Annotated in this window: 15 protein-coding genes and 1 tRNA gene; 4 read left to right on the plus strand and 12 right to left on the minus strand. The window is 41.4% G+C overall.

Annotated features, from left to right (window positions below; all coding sequences use genetic code 11):
* Positions 1 to 23 precede the first annotated feature (23 nt).
* Positions 24 to 2,420, plus strand: coding sequence for a glycogen debranching protein (locus FG28_RS03280; protein ID WP_036379956.1), 2,397 nt, complete (start codon positions 24 to 26; stop codon positions 2,418 to 2,420).
* On the opposite strand, the gene FG28_RS03285 is transcribed toward FG28_RS03280, so the two are convergent.
* The 6 genes from FG28_RS03285 to porV form a co-directional block, all read right to left on the minus strand.
* On the minus strand, positions 2,417 to 3,100 hold the full coding sequence (locus FG28_RS03285) for an SDR family oxidoreductase (RefSeq protein ID WP_036386098.1): 684 nt from the start codon (positions 3,098 to 3,100) through the stop codon (positions 2,417 to 2,419). The two genes, FG28_RS03280 and FG28_RS03285, sit on opposite strands and share 4 nt — an antisense overlap.
* Positions 3,101 to 3,293: 193 nt before the next feature.
* On the minus strand, positions 3,294 to 4,289 hold the full coding sequence (locus tag FG28_RS03290; RefSeq protein ID WP_036379958.1) for a M28 family peptidase: 996 nt from the start codon (positions 4,287 to 4,289) through the stop codon (positions 3,294 to 3,296).
* Positions 4,290 to 4,383: 94 nt separating this feature from the next.
* A complete protein-coding gene (locus FG28_RS03295) occupies positions 4,384 to 6,021 on the minus strand; it encodes a pyruvate dehydrogenase complex dihydrolipoamide acetyltransferase (protein ID WP_036379960.1) in 1,638 nt (545 codons plus the stop codon).
* Positions 6,022 to 6,025: 4 nt separating this feature from the next.
* Positions 6,026 to 7,024 carry a pyruvate dehydrogenase (acetyl-transferring) E1 component subunit alpha gene (gene pdhA / locus FG28_RS03300; RefSeq protein WP_036379965.1) on the minus strand — a complete coding sequence of 333 codons (999 nt, stop codon included), beginning with the start codon at positions 7,022 to 7,024 and terminating at the stop codon, positions 6,026 to 6,028.
* 81 nt (positions 7,025 to 7,105) lie between these two features.
* A complete protein-coding gene (cdd, locus tag FG28_RS03305) occupies positions 7,106 to 7,597 on the minus strand; it encodes a cytidine deaminase (protein WP_036379967.1) in 492 nt (163 codons plus the stop codon).
* Positions 7,598 to 7,672: 75 nt separating this feature from the next.
* Entirely contained in the window at positions 7,673 to 8,821 is a 1,149-nt protein-coding gene (gene porV, locus FG28_RS03310; protein WP_036379969.1) for a type IX secretion system outer membrane channel protein PorV, read from the minus strand.
* 401 nt (positions 8,822 to 9,222) lie between these two features.
* Here porV and gldJ point away from each other — a divergent pair, with 401 nt between their 5' ends.
* Positions 9,223 to 10,875, plus strand: a complete 1,653-nt coding sequence (gene gldJ, locus FG28_RS03315; protein WP_036379971.1) for a gliding motility lipoprotein GldJ — start codon at positions 9,223 to 9,225, stop codon at positions 10,873 to 10,875.
* 63 nt (positions 10,876 to 10,938) lie between these two features.
* On the plus strand, positions 10,939 to 12,213 hold the full coding sequence (murF, locus tag FG28_RS03320) for a UDP-N-acetylmuramoyl-tripeptide--D-alanyl-D-alanine ligase (protein ID WP_036379973.1): 1,275 nt from the start codon (positions 10,939 to 10,941) through the stop codon (positions 12,211 to 12,213).
* 8 nt (positions 12,214 to 12,221) lie between these two features.
* On the opposite strand, the gene FG28_RS21110 is transcribed toward murF, so the two are convergent.
* From FG28_RS21110 to FG28_RS03330, 3 genes are read right to left on the minus strand one after another with little or no spacing between them, the layout of a single operon-like run.
* Positions 12,222 to 12,428, minus strand: coding sequence for a DUF6980 family protein (locus FG28_RS21110; RefSeq protein WP_081894204.1), 207 nt, complete (start codon positions 12,426 to 12,428; stop codon positions 12,222 to 12,224).
* A 14-nt stretch (positions 12,429 to 12,442) separates the two neighbouring features.
* Complete coding sequence (locus tag FG28_RS03325; RefSeq protein WP_036379976.1) at positions 12,443 to 12,910, minus strand: hypothetical protein; 468 nt, start codon at positions 12,908 to 12,910, stop codon at positions 12,443 to 12,445.
* A gap of 15 nt (positions 12,911 to 12,925) precedes the next feature.
* Complete coding sequence (locus FG28_RS03330) at positions 12,926 to 13,132, minus strand: helix-turn-helix transcriptional regulator (protein WP_036379977.1); 207 nt, start codon at positions 13,130 to 13,132, stop codon at positions 12,926 to 12,928.
* Between the two features lie 185 nt (positions 13,133 to 13,317).
* Here FG28_RS03330 and FG28_RS20555 point away from each other — a divergent pair, with 185 nt between their 5' ends.
* On the plus strand, positions 13,318 to 13,479 hold the full coding sequence (locus tag FG28_RS20555) for a hypothetical protein (protein ID WP_156102191.1): 162 nt from the start codon (positions 13,318 to 13,320) through the stop codon (positions 13,477 to 13,479).
* A gap of 5 nt (positions 13,480 to 13,484) precedes the next feature.
* On the opposite strand, the gene FG28_RS03340 is transcribed toward FG28_RS20555, so the two are convergent.
* The 3 genes from FG28_RS03340 to FG28_RS03350 form a co-directional block, all read right to left on the minus strand.
* A tRNA-Val gene (locus FG28_RS03340) sits at positions 13,485 to 13,559 on the minus strand.
* Positions 13,560 to 13,826: 267 nt separating this feature from the next.
* Positions 13,827 to 14,723 (minus strand): hypothetical protein, encoded by an 897-nt coding sequence (locus FG28_RS03345; RefSeq protein ID WP_156102192.1) that lies wholly within the window; start codon positions 14,721 to 14,723, stop codon positions 13,827 to 13,829.
* A gap of 35 nt (positions 14,724 to 14,758) precedes the next feature.
* Positions 14,759 to 16,492, minus strand: a complete 1,734-nt coding sequence (locus tag FG28_RS03350; protein ID WP_036386104.1) for a SusD/RagB family nutrient-binding outer membrane lipoprotein — start codon at positions 16,490 to 16,492, stop codon at positions 14,759 to 14,761.
* Positions 16,493 to 16,499: the final 7 nt, after the last annotated feature.

The following is a 16,499-nucleotide window of genomic DNA, read 5'->3' on the forward strand; positions in this document are numbered from 1 at the left end:
ATTTTTATCAAAATTTGACACTCATGAAGTGGTCCCTATATAAAATGGCATTCCTGTGCATTCTTTTTTGGAACTGCACAGAAACAGAAAAAAAGGTGTCCCTTTCACAATATGTGCAGGACGTTCCCAGCATAGTTGGTAAAACTGAATACCTAGATTCTCCCTTTCTTACTGCTGGAAACAGGGTGTATATGGTTGGGCACCAAGATGGTTCCTTCACCGAAATTGGGTGGCACATAAAAGGTGAAATGGGAGGCGTTTGGGACCATCCCATTAAGTTAATGGATGGATTTGATATTGCCTTTAAATGGAATGACGAATCGCACATATTGAATAAAGCTGATACCTTTACCAACTACCCATTTGCCAACAAACAGCACTATAATATCCCTTCAAAAAATCTTGTTGTGAAACGTTGGCAATTTGTCCCCGATGATTTGGAAGGACTACTGGTGCAGATCGAATTGACCAATACCGGCCCAACTCCATTGATTTTTGATGTGGATTTTACCGGCCATTCGGATTTGAGACCTACTTGGTTGGGTGAACGCACCAACATGAACGATTCAGAAGACAAGGCTATTTTTGAGGAAACCATTCAGGGTTGGATGGTCAAAGACAATAAAAATCCTTGGTATTTATGTTATGCCAGTGACATGGCTCCCACACAAAAATCCAAAGCAGAAAACAGCTACAGGGGATTGGGTGTTTCCAACCAATTGTCCTATGCAATGGAAATTGAACCCAATGAAACCAAAACCATCAATTTTATTGTTTCGGGTTCTTATGTTTCCAGGGAGAATGCCTTTACTACGTTCAATACCATAAAATCGGATTGGCTCAATCTGTGGGAGGCCAAAAAACAACGGTACAAAGAATTGGCCCAGCAATCCAAATTGACCATTCCGGATAAAAAAATGCAACAGACCTTTGAATGGTTAAAGTACAACTGCGATTGGTTAATTAGAACTGTTCCTGAAATTGGTACAGGAATCACCGCAGGTATTCCCGATTACCCATGGTGGTTTGGGGTGGACAGTGAGTATGCCCTCCAGGGATACATGTCCATTGGACAAACCAGTGCGGTGTATAATACCATTGCTTTACTGGACAGTGTTTCCAACAGTGTGAACGGTAATGGGAAAATCATCCACGAGATGTCTACCAATGGGGCGGTTTTCAATAAAGGAAATATCAACGAAACCCCACAATTTGCTTCCCTTATTTGGAGTATTTACCAATGGAACGGGAACAAATCCTTTTTGGAAAAATATTTTCCCACAATAGAAAAAGGCCTTTCTTGGTTAATGGAAGAAAACGATTTGGACGGCAACGGGTTTCCCGAAGGTTTTGGTATGATGGAAATTCATGGATTGGACAGCGAAATGATAGATGTGGCCGCCTATTCCCAAAAAGCTTTTGCCGATGCTTCCCGAATGGCAAGAGAATTGGGCAGGGATTCCCTCGCCCTGCAATATCAAAAGATTGCGGAAGAACTGAAACTTAAAATCAACACGGAGTTTTGGTCTGAAAATTTCAATTCGTATGCCGACTTTATTGGAACGGATGCCCAAGCCTTACACCTAATCGAAGATGCCATTATACGTGCAGACACCTTGAACAAACCTTGGGCCATTGAAGAGCTAAAAGCCACAAAACAATTCATTAAAGCACATCCCTCAAACGAACCAAGACCTTTTGTAATGCACCACAATTGGGTGGTGAACACACCCATGGAAATGGGAATTGCCGATACCACAAAGGCCCTCAAAGCCTTGGAAACCGCAAAACAGTTTGTCAATCCGTTTGGGGTTTTTGTGACGGGCATTGATCGGGACCAATCCGCCGGCTCGGATGATGGTTCTTTTAAAGGTTCCAAGATTTTCTCCTATACGGGTGCTGTGATGACATTGCCGACAGGAGTTCAAGCAAGGGCAGAAAACAACTATGGAAGGCCCAACGAAGCCCTCAATTATTTGGAACGAATGACTCGCACTTTTAGCTATGCCTTCCCTGGCAGCATGTACGAGGTTTCCCCGGATTATGGAATGATTACCCAAGCCTGGAACATCTACAGCTTTGCCTACCCCATTGTGAACCAATTTTTTGGGATTCAACCATATGCTTCGCAAAAAGAAGTTGTGATTTCTCCCTCAATGCCCGATACTTGGGATAATAGCTCGTTGGAAAATGTAAAACTTGGCGATGGCGCAAACACTATCTCCGTCTTCTACACCAAAAAAGATGGGAAAACCAGTATTATAATTGAGCAGACCAATCCGGAGTGGAAAATCAAATTAAAAATTCCGGAAAGTCATGCAGACCAATTGCAAATTGTGAAAGGAATCCTATCAGATTCAGATAATGAAACTATGATTGAACCTGAAGGAATGCGAATTGAAGTTTCTTATCAGGATTAAGGCGTACTATTGCTCACTTGCAACAATTTCCCATTATAGAGTTTTTGCCCTGTTAAGGCAAAATCTTTGATATAGGTGGCCATTTCCAAAGCGGTCACCGGAGCTTTGTAGCCGGGAAAAGCTTCTTCCAACATTTCGGTCTGCACGGCACCCAAAGCCAACACATTAAAACTGGGACCGGTTTCTTTGTGTTCTTCGGCCAAAAGTTCCGTCAATGTAATTACAGCTCCCTTACTGGAACTGTATGCAGACAATCCTGGAAACTTCATACTGCCCTGCACCCCGCCCATGGAACTGATGGTGATCACATGGCCTCCTTGGCCCATTTTGGGCAAAACAGTTTTGGTCAATTCAGCCACGCCAAAGACGTTCACTTTATACACCGCTTCAAATTCGGCTGTCGTCGTTTGCGAAAATGGCTTATTGAGCAGTTTTCCCGCATTGTTGATGAGCACATCAACAATATGCCACTGTTCCTGTTCCAGAAACTCGGTTACCTTTCTAAAATCTGTTGGGTTGGCCAAATCAAAAGGAAATGCATGAACGTTTGGCAGGTCTAAATCAGCAATGCGTTGGGAATTTCTGGATAAGGCGAGCACATTATGCCCCTCTTGGGCAAAAAGTTGTACCAACTCAAAACCTATTCCCCTACTTGTTCCGGTGATGATTATGTTTGCCATAATTATTTTTTTGTCATTCCCTAGAAATTGGGAATCCATTGCTCATTGTTCACTGTTCTTATGTGCAACACGAATTTCACGAATAGCCACTAAAACTCCAAAATAAGACATCCACTATCTAACTACCGGCACCCAATATCCAAAACAGATATATCAAACTTTCCCTAAAGGATTAGAGGTGATATTTTTGGACTTAATTCAATTTAATTTCATTTTCAGGGCCATTGGCTATACTCTCAATAACAGGTAGTACTTTATTCACCAAGGTGGCCATGTGGCCAAAATCCATAAGGTCAACCTCATCTCCCACTTTATGGTAGTGCCCAAAATTGGTAAAATCAAACGTACAAAAAGTGTGTGAGGGAACCCCAAATTCCTTATGAAAGGCGTAATTATCCGAACGCTCGTATAAATTGTATTCTTTTGCTGTTGGCAAGAAACCGACAAGATTTTCCTTAGCATAGGCATTGCTCACTTCGGCCAAGTTGGAACGCTCATACCCTGTGATGTATACAAAATAGTCCTTACCCTGTAAGGGTACACCTGTCATTTCAAAATTGAGCATGGTATACAGATTCAGGTCCTGTTCCTTTAATTTTTTTGCCAAATGCTCTGATCCCAATAATCCCTTTTCTTCTGCAGTGAAAAGTGCAAAAATTAAACTGCGCTTATTGGTCTTATGTATCCCAAAGTAACGTGCCATTTCCATTACAGAAGTGGTTCCCGATGCATTGTCGTTGGCTCCGTTGGCAATATAATCACCATTTTCAGGTGCAATGGTACCAATATGGTCGTAATGGGCACCAATCACAATATATTCATTTTTTAAGTCCGGGTCGTTCCCTTCAACGATTCCCACAATATTATAGGAAGGGTCCTTATAATTGGCAATAGTATCCCGGTATGAATCAAAATAAGGCTTCACCCCATAGGATTTAAAATAATTTTCGATGTATTTGGCGGCCATTTCAATGCCCTCACTCCCTGAATCACGACCCTTTAAATCATCTGAAGCGAGATAGTTCATGATTTCACCTATTCGCTCCGAATTGGTAAAGGAGTCATTATCACTTTTTGCAGTGTTGACCGTTACACTCTGCTCTCCTCCTTTTGAAGGGGTCTGCACCAACTGGGTTGAGCCACACGACATCAGAAATATCAGGGCAAATGCATGTAAGAACATTTTCATCTTTTTCGTTTTTTGAATTTTCTAAAGATAAAAAAAGCATCCTAAAAGGATGCTTCTATATAGTAAGTTCTGGACTGCTCTCGAAACTGACAATTTATGCCAACATGGTCACCGGATTCTCCAAATAGGCCCTTAGGGTCTGAAGAAACTGTGCCCCTGTGGCACCATCCACGGTTCGGTGATCGCACGCCAATGTTATCTTCATGGTGTTTCCAACCACGATTTGTCCATTTTTGACCACGGGTTTCTCCACAATAGCGCCCACGGACAAAATAGCGGAGTTGGGCTGATTGATGATTGAAGTAAACTCCTGAATACCAAACATTCCCAAATTGGAAACGGTAAAGGTGCTTCCTTCCATTTCATCGGGTTTTATTTTCTTGCTTCTTGCCCTACCTGCCAAGTCCTTCACAGCAGTTCCAAGTTGGGTTAGACTGAGTTGGTCGGCAAATTTAATCACGGGAACAACAAGTCCTTCATCCACTGCAACGGCCACACCCATGTGCACATGGTGTTTGTAGACCGTAGTTTCACCATTCCAAGAAGTATTTACTTGTGGGTGTTTTTTAAGGGCCATGGCACAGGCTTTCAATACCATATCGTTGAACGATACTTTGGTATCGGGCAAATTATTGATTTGTGACCTTGAAGCCATTGCATTGCTCATATCCACCTCAATGGTAAGATAGTAATGTGGCGCGGTGAATTTGGACTCACCCAAACGCTTGGCAATTACCTTACGCATGGTAGAGTTCTTCACTTCTTCCATACTCTCTTCACCTACAGGCGAACTTATCGGGGCCACGGGTGCCGTAGCTGTTTCACTGGATTTTTCTGCAGTGGGAGCAGTGGTTTGTGAAGGCTGATAGCTTTCAACATCCCGTTTCACAATTCTTCCGTTATCACCTGAACCATTTACATTGGAAAGGTCGATACCTTTTTCTTCCGCTATTTTTTTGGCCAATGGTGAAGCAAAAATGCGAGCTCCATCTTGGGAAGTGGTAGCTTCTACCTTAGGTGCTTCTTCTATTTTAGACTCCTCTTTTGGTGTAGCTTCTTCTTTAGGTGCACTTGCCGAGGAGCCGCCACCCGCTTGCGCCTTCAATACGGCATCCACATCTGTTCCTTCTGGGCCAATGATGGCCAAAAGTGAATCAACAGGGGCACCTTCGCCCTCTTGAATACCGATGTGCAATAATTTACCGGAGTAAAAAGATTCAAACTCCATTGTTGCCTTATCGGTCTCGATTTCGGCCAAAATATCGCCTTCTTCCACTTCATCACCCACTTTTTTCAACCAACTGGCCACGGTTCCTTCTTCCATGGTATCACTCAAACGGGGCATGGTAATGATTTCAACCCCTTCTGGTATTTCAGTAGGTGCACTGGCTGGTTCAGTAGAGCTTTCCTCAGCTTTGGCTTCGGGAGCCTCAGCGGTTTCTTCTTTGGATTCGGCTGCACCTCCTCCATTGAGCAAGGCAGAAATATCCTCACCTTCTTCACCGATTATGGCCAAAAGTGAATCAACCGGAGCACCATCACCTTCCTCTATTCCAATGTGAAGAAGTGTTCCTTCATGGAAGGATTCAAACTCCATGGTAGCCTTATCGGTTTCGATTTCGGCCAAAATATCGCCTTCTTCCACTTTATCACCTACTTTTTTGAGCCATTTTGCCACGGTACCTTCTTCCATGGTATCACTCAATCTCGGCATGTTGATTACTTCTGCCATCTACTTATAATTTATGTTGTAAAAATGGATAGTCCTCTTGTTCGTATACCATATCGTACAGTTGCTGTACTGGTGGAAAGTCGGATTCTTCCGCAAATTTTTCGCATTCGCTCACCAAAGCTTTTACACCTTTGTCTATCTTCTTTAAATCATCTTCTGAAGCATATCCCTTTTCAAGAATAATATCTTTTACTTGAGTAATGGGGTCTATTTTTTTGTATTCCTCCACTTCTTCCTTGGTACGATAATGCTGCGCATCACTCATGGAGTGTCCTCGATAACGATAGGTCTTCATCTCCAAGAAGGTTGGGCCACCACCCGTTCTGGCACGTTCAATGGCTTTGTCCACTTCCTTGGCCACAATGGCTGGGTCCATTCCATCCACAGGCCCACAGGGCATTTCATAACCCAAGCCCAATTTCCAGATTTCTGTGGAGTGGGAAGTACGGGCCACTGATGTTCCCATGGCGTAACCATTGTTCTCGCAAATGAACACAACAGGTAGTTGCCACAACATGGCCAGGTTAAATGCTTCGTGCAACGAACCTTGACGCACGGCACCATCTCCCATGTAACATAACGTTACTGAATCCCTTTTAAAATATTTATCGGCAAAGGCCAGTCCAGCTCCCAACGGAATCTGTCCCCCTACAATTCCATGACCACCATAAAAGCGGTGCTCCTTGGAAAAAATGTGCATGGAGCCTCCCATACCTTTTGAGGTTCCCGTAACCTTACCATAAAGCTCGGCCATAACACGTTTGGGATCCACTCCCATTCCAATGGGCTGCACGTGATTACGGTACGCGGTTATCATCCGGTCTTTGGTAAGGTCCATGGCATGGAGAGATCCTGCCAAAACAGCTTCCTGGCCATTGTACAAATGGAGGAAGCCCCTAACCTTTTGTTGAATATATACAGCGGCCAATTTGTCCTCGAACTTTCTCCAGAACAACATGTCCTCATACCATTTAAGGTAAACTTCTTTGGTGATTTTTTTCATCAACGATACTATTAGTGTGAAATTCCCTAGCAGTAGGGAGAGCAAAAATACATATATATCTGTTTTGGAAAAAGAATTGGTTTAAGAATCCCCCAAAAATGAACTATTGAAAGCCAAGGGCAAAATATCTGCCATGGAACTACATTTATATATTGGACCCTTTTCTGCCTTTAGCAAGATAACAATAGGTGATTTTTGATTTTGTTCGTATTCCATAATGGACTGCCTGCAATTGCCGCAGGGCGCGGCGGGCAAATCAACCAAATGATCTTTTGATCGTGCGCTTATTGCCAATATTTTAAGGGGGATTTTGGGGTATCTTGCCCCAGCCTGAAATACGGCCACACGTTCTGCACAGAGTCCCGAAGGGTAGGATGCATTTTCTTGATTACTCCCAATAACAGTCTCCCCATTTGCAAGTAAAACAGCGGCCCCAACCTGAAAATTGGAATAGGGCGCATAGGCATTTTCACGGGCTTGCTCGGCGGCATGTAACAATTTTTGCTCACTTTGTGAAAGCTCGCTTACATCTTCATAGATGGAAAGTTCAAAACTGATCTGCTTTTTTTCCATATTAATTGGGTCTTTACCAAAAATAAGAAAAGCCTGTTGGTGGACAGGCTTTTCACAATACTATTTTATGGTTCTTTAATCGTTATAGAACTCCTCGCCAAAATTAAAGGTAAGCGAAAAACGAAGTGTATTTTCCAAAGGGTTCTTCACCTGTGAGGTAGAGAACAGATACGAAAGATCTATCTGCGCCGATTTAAATTTGAAACCAGCTCCCAACGTAAAGAATTTACGGGATCCTTTTTCTTCACTTTCATTAAAATACCCACTTCTCAACATAAAGGCTTCCCTAAACCGATACTCGGCACCAAGTGCCCAAGTGATTTCCTTAAGTTCTTCACTGAAACCATCGGGGGCATCACCAAAGGACTCAAAAATTCCTTTAAAGAAGCTAATGTTTTGGTATTCATCATTGTCTTCAGGTGTTATTTGCCCGTCTCCATTAAAATCCCTTGGGGTTGGCACCAATAGTTTGTTGAACTCGGTGCTCAGGGCCAAAACGTTGTCTTGGTCGAAAATAAAATCGAATCCACCACCAAATTTTAAGTTGGTGGGCAAAAAGTTTTCCTGTCCTCCTTCATCGTATTGTAGGGAACCTCCAATATTAGAAATATTGAAACCAGCTCTCCAACGGCCATCAAAATTGTTATATGCAATTTCCCTGGAACGGAAAAACCCAGCTACATCAACAGCAAAGGCGTTGGCCGCCTGTGAGTCCTGTGTCTCATCCTGAAACCTTAGATTGGAACTTATAAATCGCCCGCCAACAGCCATAGAGAAAGTTTGGCTCAACTTCAAGGAATAGGAACCGTCCAATGCAAACTCATTGGGTTTTACGATTCGTGGATTAATTTCCGTAAAATCCCTTCTGAACTCAATCTCTCCCAAACCAAAATACCTAATGCTAAAAGCAAAAGCACTTCGTTCATTGAGCTTATTATAAAAATTGGCATTTAACAAGGATACATCATTGACAATAGTTTCCAAATAGGGCGTATAACTTACACCCACTCCCATTTTTTGGGTTGCAAATGCATATTTGGCGGGATTCCATTGTTGCGAATACGCATCAAAAGAGGTAGCCACGCCCATATCACCCATACCAGAGGCCCTGGCATCTGCAGAAATGGTCAAAAAAGGAACGGCTGTTGTAATGGCTCTTTCTTGCTGTGCGCTCAACCGAGGAATTACGGCAAGGAACACTACCAATATCAGTAACTTTTTCATTTTAACGTATTAGTGTATTTAGTGAATAGTAAAGTTCTAGGTTTAAAAACTGTCATAGACGTTTACATGTAAACGGGCTTTTGGGCAAATTCTTATAGCGTGGTGCCGTTTTTTGAACAAATTTTAGACAAATGACAAGATAATGTATGAATTAAATCCTGTTTTTCCGTTCTAATCACATATAAAATCGTTAAAACAAAGACGATCCATACTATTTTAAACCCAGATGCGTTACAGAAGTGTAGCAATTGTTGATAACGGCATTGATACAAATATTTTATGAGCACAAAATATTATGGTTAAAACATCGTTTTAATGCCATTGAAGGATTTAAAAAATCAAAACAAATTGAAGTTACTGAGGGCGTAAAGCCTTAAGTTTAAAGTACTCAAGCCCAAATTATGAAAAAGCACTTTATCAAAGTTGTACTTTCTTGCGCCATTGTAGTGGGAAGCTTTTCGAGTTGTAAAAACTCATCATCCTCTAAAGACGTCTCCAGAGCCACGGGATGGAAAATTAATGCGAAAGAAGGTGGATTTCAATACAATTCAGATTTTAAGGAGCAGGAAACCCCTCCCGGAACTGTCTTTATTGAAGGAGGAACCTTTACCAAAGGTAAGGTCCAGGATGACATTATGCATGATTGGAACAACACTCCTACACAACAACACGTACAATCATTCTACATGGATGAAACCGAGGTAACCAATGTGATGTATTTGGAGTACTTGGATTACCTAAAAGAGGTCTACCCTCCAGAAAATCCCACCTATGCCAACATTTACAAAGGGGCTTTGCCAGATACTTTGGTTTGGAGAAACCGGTTGGGCTTTAACGAGACCATGACCAATAACTACCTAAGGCATCCAGCTTACGCTGAATATCCTGTTGTTGGTGTTAATTGGGTACAGGCTACTCAATATGCAGAGTGGAGGACAGACAGGGTAAACGAATTAATGTTGGAAAGAGAAGGTTATTTGGCCGATGACACCAAGTATAAAGTAATGAATGGTGAAGTTGAGGGAACCTTCAGCACCGAGGCCTATCTGAACAATCCAGAGTCTGTATATGGTGGTGAAATTGATTCTTTACAAGGAAAACAAAAGCGTGATTCCATCAATGCATTTGCTAAAAGAAGCAGTGGCGTAATCATGCCTGAATATAGACTTCCTACGGAAACCGAATGGGAATATGCCGCTCAGGCTCTTGTAGGGTCAAGGGAATATAACAACTACCGCGGTAGAAAAAAATATCCTTGGGAAGGAGATTATACCCGAAATGGACAGCGCGTAGGTCGTGGAGACCAGTTGGCCAACTTTAAGCAAGGAAAAGGGGATTATGGTGGAATCGCAGGTTGGTCTGATGATGGTGCCGATATTACCGCCCAGGTTAAATCGTACAAACCCAATGATTTTGGCCTATATGATATGGCCGGAAACGTTAGCGAATGGGTAGCCGATGTATATCGACCTATTGTGGATGATGAAATCAGTGACTTCAACTACTATCGTGGGAACGTTTTCATGAAAAAGGCCATTGGTGAAGATGGCAAAGTTGAGATATTGGAAGACAAAATTGTTTATGACACTTTGCCCAACGGAAAAATTGTTGCTGTTAACCTTCCCGGTGAAATCAAAGAAGTTCCGGTTACAGAGCAAGAAACCTATTTAAGAACAAATTTTGACAAAAGCGATAACCGTGGATATAGAGATGGTGACCCAGGATCCTCCAGATTCTTTAGTAGATTCAATGATGAAGAAGACAACAGGAAAATGTACGATTCTCCAAAACACAAGGTAGAGCGTGATTCCACTGGAGAGCTTGTTCGTCAATATGACACCTCCAACTATAGAACCTCATTGATCAATGATGAAGTTCGTGTGTACAAAGGAGGTTCTTGGAGGGACAGGGCTTTCTGGTTAGACCCAGCACAACGCAGATACCTGCCACAATATATGGCCACGGACGATATCGGATTCAGATGTGCCATGTCCAGGGTTGGATCAAAATCCAAAACCAAAAACAAGACGGTTCGACATAAAAAAGCTAGATAAATTTATCTTACGAATTTTTAAAAGCCCCGACATTTGGTCGGGGCTTTTTTTTATCTTCGATTTATGACAATGGAACAGCTTCATACGCTTTTTTTAGCGCACCCCACCATCTGCACAGATACGCGAAAAATCACGGATAACTGCCTCTTTTTTGCCTTGAAAGGACCCAATTTCAACGGAAATGAGTTTGCGAAGGAAGCCTTGGAAAAAGGTGCCGCCTATGCCATAATTGATGAGGAAGAATACAATGCCTCAGGACAATATATTCTATGCCAGAATGTTTTGGAAACCCTTCAAGAACTTGCATTGTATCACAGAAAACAAAGCAAGGCCCAAATCATTGCCCTTACAGGCAGCAACGGAAAAACAACCACAAAGGAATTGATCAACACCGTACTCTCCAAAAAATACAAGACCATAGCCACCACAGGCAACCTCAACAACCATATCGGTGTTCCACTGACTTTGTTATCCATAGAAAAAGATACCGAGATTGCCATTGTTGAAATGGGCGCCAACCACAAAAGGGAAATTGCATTTCTATGTGGCATTGCCCAACCCGATTTCGGTTACATCACCAACTTTGGAAAAGCCCATTTGGAAGGTTTTGGAGGTGTGGAAGGTGTCATTCAGGGGAAAAGTGAGTTGTATGAACACCTTATGACCCATGATAAGCATATCTTCATGAATGCGGACGACCCCATTCAACGGGAAAAGTTGGATTCTTACATCAAAAAAATAGGGTTCAGCACAAAAGACCACCAATACTATAATATCCAATTCATTGAAGCCAATCCGTATGTGGTTCTTGAAGTCGAAGGAATTCGAATGAAAACGCAACTCATTGGAAAGTACAATTTCCCCAATTGCTGCGCTGCCATTTTGATGGGCAAATATTTTAATGTCCCCTTGGAAGACATTAAAACGGCTCTTGCATCGTACCAACCGCAGAACAACCGCTCGCAGCTCATAGAGAAAAACGGGCTGAAAATAATTTTGGATGCCTACAATGCCAACCCCACCAGCATGCGTGCTGCTTTGGAAAACTTCAATGCCATGGAAGCGGAAAATAAAACGCTCATTATTGGTGATATGTTTGAACTGGGGCCAACCGCTGCTGAAGAACACCAAGCTATCGCCGATTTGGCGAAAGCGCTTGAATTCGATGCTGTCTTCTTGGTAGGGCAGAGCTTTTTTGGAACAAAAACATCACTTGCCAAATTTGACTCCTTTGATGCTTTAAAAGAACACCTCCAAAAAAATCCATTAGAAAAGGGAATGGTGTTGATCAAGGGAAGTAGAGGAATGGCCTTGGAGCGAGTGTTGGATTTGTTGTAGTTTTATTATTATAATTTAGTTCCACACCACGGGCAAAAATTGATTTCAATTCCTGAAGTTCCACCATCATGAATGATTATCGAATAATACTCCGACTTAGTATTATGGTCAATTAAAGTATCGGGGCACTCATATTTGTCTTTGTGTAAATCACAATTAAATGTTGTGAAGACTTTCATCATTTCACAACAATAAGGATTCCTTTCTGAAATCATTTATTTGAACTTTATCATTGCGGCTTGTGCTTGTTTTCATTCCAAATAGCTTCACGATTAACATAACCCTCGAAAAAAATATCAAAGGAAGTATCATCATTGATTAAATCTTCCAAATTCGGCAATTCCTTTTGTTTCAAGAATAAGCTATTTCCTGCTTCATTAACAATAATTAAAGTATCCTTTTTGATTGAAAAAGTTCCCATTAGCTTATCAGAATCAACATTGACATTTCTGAAATACAATTTTGAATTGGTGATATAATATTCATTGGCCGAAATTGACTCTGAAGTAGGATTAAAATAATAAATATTAGTATCATCGATATAGAATTCCGTGTAAGCTTCGTTAATATTCCCTAGATATTCTGGAAACCAATTTCCCTGAATACTGAAACCATTGGTGGATTGAGAAATACACGAAACTGACTGAAAAATGATAAAAAGACAAGCAGCTATTCGTAACATTTTCCTGAACATCATATTGTTATTTGAACTTTATTTAGTCGAAGCAATTAATTCCCTTGCATCCACATCCAACACTTTTGCTATTTCCACCAATGTTTCAAGAGAAGGTTGCACGTCGTTGGTACACCATCTAGATACAGTTGCGGTATTTTTGTCCAACTTCCCAGCCAACCATTTATTGGTCCTTCCTTGTTCCGCTAAAACAACTTTAAGTCTATTAATTACTTTTTTGGCCACTTTTATTGCCCTTAGATTAAATCTATTTGTGAATTAAACAAATTTAATTGATTGAAAAAGTAATAATTATTGATTTAATAAACAACTTTATTTGTTTTTTACATCATTTTATTTGCTTTAATAAGCTTTTTGTTATATTTTTAAGTCAACATTTATTGTCTTTATATGCAAATAAATTAGAAGTCATGAGCAAAAGTTTCACCATATCAGACCTAGAACAAATCATTGGCCTGCAACAAGAAAGCCTACAAGCCCTACAAAAGGCATTGGGCCGTTTACGGCACCAAAACGAACGTTTGGAGCGGAGTAACCAAAAACTAAGAAAACAGATTGCTAAATACGAGTAGAAAAGTGGGATATACTGGATTCGAACCAGTGACCTCTGCCCTGTCAAGGCAGTGCTCTAAACCAACTGAGCTAATATCCCATTAAAAAGCGGTGCAATATCGGAAATTTGTCACCAATCTCCATATTCTGCCGAATTCTTTTGTGTTTCGTGCAGGATAATGCGCAGTAATTGCTCTTTTTATAGGCTGGTTTTTAGGATATTATAGATGATTTTTACAACATATTCTGTGGTAGGAAAATACAATTAGGTAGGGTAGTTCCAATGCTGATAACCAGAAGGCATCGATATAAACATAATCAAAAAAGCTCCCAAATAGGAGCTTTTTCTATTATGCTTTTAAAGTAATTATGGTTTTGTGAGAGAGAACGCGTTACCGGTAAATCCTCCAAAATCAATGACCACATTTATGTCCCCTGTACATGTACCGACACTTCCACTTCCAGTGACGTCAAGACAGAAACCCGCGCCATAATTAAAACATTCGTTTGAAGCTACTGTGACACTTCCATCCGTCGGGTCTATGGTCAACTCCATATAAGAAGTCCCTGGATTTGCTATAAATGGATTATTTGTAGACAAAATTCGGAATGTGTAATCTGAAACGAACTCCACAGGAATGGCATCCCCTTCAGCATAGTCTGCCCATGCATCTGCCACTACAACATAATTACCGTCAAAATTTGAGGCATCAGTCAATGAACAGAAAAACTGAGCCGAATAAGCGAATGGCGAACTAAAAAATGAACCGTTCGCTACTGTACCAGCCGCATTGTTTGTAAACTCTCTTCCATCAGTAAGAACAGCCACAAGTCTTATGTTAAAGGAATCTGAACTGTCATAGTCACCATTTTGTAATCCAAGTGCTGTAAGCACTTCAGCCAAAGTTGCGGAAATTTCGCCTCTTGGAAGTCCAAAGGGGCCCTCGGAGAAAGCCGAGGCAGGAATGGTTTTTACCAACGCTTCCGTTCCAGGGGTATTACCATCAATAAAGGTCATATAAACTTCTACTGCCGAAAGAAGCTCTCCATTCTCAGAATCCTGAGCTTCTACTGTTACACTCCACGATAATGACGGATCAAAGAAATCGAATGTCGCACTATTAACTGCAATGGTTCTCAATATTAATCCACGCTCTGTTTTTGCCAGAACTTCATCTACAAGTTTGTCTTCTGAACTACACGAAGATATTCCCATCAACAAAACTAAGGTGGCAAATGATATATATAAATTTATTTTTCTCATGATATTAATTTTTTGTTTCGTCATTTCTTATTTGACTAGTTCGAAAACGGAAATGCTGGCCCCGAGGGGTTGTTGTCCCAAAAAACTTGCTCCGACAAGGTTGTCCTTTGCGTTATATTGGCATTTGAAGTTACTGCTTGGTTTGGGTAGAACATTATCCTTGGGAATGTTCCTGGACTTCCTTCTCTATTGGGCTGTAAACTATTTGGAAACCCAGTCCTTCTGTAAAAATTGTACGTTTCAATTCCATTACCATAATGACAGACAAAATAGTTCTCTGCCAAAATGTTCCATTGATCTCTCCCAGATGCGTTTTCAAAAGCATCCCCTTGGGCGGTAATAAAATTGGCAACATCCATTATTGTAGGTTCAAAAGATAAGTCTGCATTTGGGTCCAGAGAGACAAAACCACGTGCCTTTGCAATCTGCTTTGTAATACCTGCTTCCATAAAAGTTCGTGCTGTTGTGGCATCACTTTGCGCTAAAGCTATTTCAGCACGCCAAAAATCAACCATAAAAGCATTAAGGATAGGGGTTATACCAGTACCTCCCCCCCCAAAAGAGAGGGGATCTGTTGGCTGTGCCACAGGCTTAAAGTAGTTGTCATCAAAGCGTCCCCCCACAGGATACACACCCCATGTAGTGCGTTTAGGGCCATCAGGCGGAGTACCTTCATCATCACCATGATCTCGACCCCAATAGCCGTTTGGCAGAGAACAGAATGTAAATCCACCGTTTACATAGTGGATAGGTGAGGGTTGGAGAGAACAACGAATGGTTTGTTCATCAGGAGCAATCTCCTGCCCAGGAACAGCATTAGTTTGTCTATAAAAATAATAACGAATCCTAGGATCGTTATTTGTTTGCATCAATCCCATTAGCCAATTGGAACAATAATCCGAAGCCCCGTTGGATACATAGTTCAACCCATATCGAGGGTGTCTATTGTCAGGCTGTGCTGCACTGGTCCCTGGCCAATTCCAATCTAGATCATCCGTCGAGTCCGTGATATAATTTCCTGATGCTACAATTGCATTAAACGCAGTTACGGCTCCTGGATCTACCAATCTTGTCTGAAGGTATAGTTTCATCTTAAGGGTGTTGGCTGCTTTTACCCATTTGCTGTAATCATTATTGTAAAACAGTTCCAATGACGGATTTGCTGCCGTTGTATTGGTAAAGTTTACAATGGCCTGATCTAATAGAGATTGGGCTGCTGCATAAACAGATTCTCCAGTGTCCAATACCGGATTAACAATATCCGGTGCCTGAACTGCCTCTGAATAGGGAACATCACCAAAGAAATCGACCAATGATGAGATGACATAGGCTTCTATGAACTGTGCAATACCTATGTGTCTGGTTAGTCCCGCCTCTTCAGCCAATGGGGTCATTAAACGGATATCCTTCAGGATACCTCTATATGCATTGTCCCATTCATCATCCACATCACTATCTTGATATGTACTTTCATAGTTCCTACTACGCATCTGCATAATACGTGTAAGCTCCATGCCCAATGGAGAAAGTCCATCGCCATTTTGGAAACCACCGGTTACGTAATTATCCCCAGAATCTCCGTTTGCATCTCCATCCAATTGTCTGGCAAAATCTTCTTCCAAAGAGGCAATAAAGAAGTCGGGGCTCGCTTGCTCAGGTGTTAAAAAATTTGGGTCATTGGTAAGATCTAATTCAGTAGACTCACAAGAAGTCAACATGAACAAGCCTGTAAAAAAGGCCAATATTATATATTGATTTATTCTTTTCATTTTTCTG

The sequence above is a fragment of the Muricauda sp. MAR_2010_75 genome (assembly GCF_000745185.1).
Taxonomy (GTDB): domain Bacteria; phylum Bacteroidota; class Bacteroidia; order Flavobacteriales; family Flavobacteriaceae; genus Flagellimonas.